This window comes from Leptolyngbya sp. AN10, assembly GCF_050565645.1.
Lineage (GTDB): Bacteria > Cyanobacteriota > Cyanobacteriia > Leptolyngbyales > Leptolyngbyaceae > Leptolyngbya.
Window position 1 is genome coordinate 1 of record NZ_JBNXVP010000105.1, and the last position, 1,169, is coordinate 1,169.

Here is a 1,169-nt window from a genome sequence, read left to right on the forward strand (position 1 = left end):
TGAAATTGAGGCAACGGTTGCCCTAGATACCGCAGTTGTTTGAGATAACGCAAGCCCAATTGCAGAAAACTCAACCCGCGCTCTGGATGAGAATCGAGCCATTTGCGCTGACCGCAACGAACGAGCAAGAAGCCTAAGACCAAAGCAATCAGCGTCGCGATATCGAGCAGCATGAAAAGACTGGTAAGTGCTGTGGCATCGCGCAGATGAGACGGAATGATGTCAAAGGCAGCAGACTTGTAATCCTTGATATGGGGTTCGATACCGCCAAAGCGATGCCCGTAGCGCTCAAATGTTTGCAAAGAAGGCGGTTGACTACTGAGAACAGCCCAAGACTCCTGCACCCCTTGCAGCGTGGCAGTTGCGAGATGGCAGGAGATGTCCTCCAAAATCATCACATTCGGGAACAGGTAGACTTGCTCGACCGGAGGCAACAGTTGAGCAACAGACTGAGAAACTCCTGGCGCGACCGTAATCGTGAGATTGCTTTTGGCACGAATCAACCACTCCCATGAGTGCCGATTACACCACCGCATCAACTCCCCATGCTCAAATCCCCGATCTGCAAGCAGCGTCACCCGACAATCGCTCGGCAGCAGGCTTAACACCTGTTCTAAGACTGGAAGATAAGCGTCAAACGCAACCGTGGCGCTGCCATGTTCCAAAACCACTTGAGCTAACGTGAACGAGCGTCCACCCCAGACGAAACAGACTGCCACCCAACAGAACTGATCCCACAACACACTGGTATCGAGCGTTAACAGCAAGTCCGCACCGACAAAGGCTTGCAGCAACTGCTGCAACAGTGGGGTGTAGAAAGTTTGAGCATTCACCTGCGGATTGGTCAGCAAATAGTTTAAGCGGGCATGATGGCTGCGAGCAGTACAACCGCGATGGCTTAAATAGGGCAGCCAATGATTCAGACAAGCACTCTCGGATTGTAGAATTGCGGCGACTGCTTCGGACACGCCTTCCAAGTGCCGTTGGTCGCGCGGTTGAATCCATTGACGGAATTGATTGCTTAGTTCACGATACAAGTGGGGCAACTGCATAAGATTGCTTTGGTGTAGGAACTTGAGCATCTCACAATTTGCCCCGCCCAAGCTATTCTTGTCTCACATAAGACTCTCGATAAACTAATCGTTTCAGGACTTTTCTACATCACTAAG

The 1,169-nt window shown here is 51.2% G+C and carries 1 protein-coding gene; it reads right to left on the reverse strand.

The window, feature by feature from the left end; all coding sequences use genetic code 11:
• Positions 1–1,052 (reverse strand): transposase (locus ACQ4M5_RS41730; RefSeq protein WP_430681687.1); only part of this gene is annotated, 1,052 nt, incomplete at its 3' end.
• Positions 1,053–1,169 lie beyond the last annotated feature (117 nt).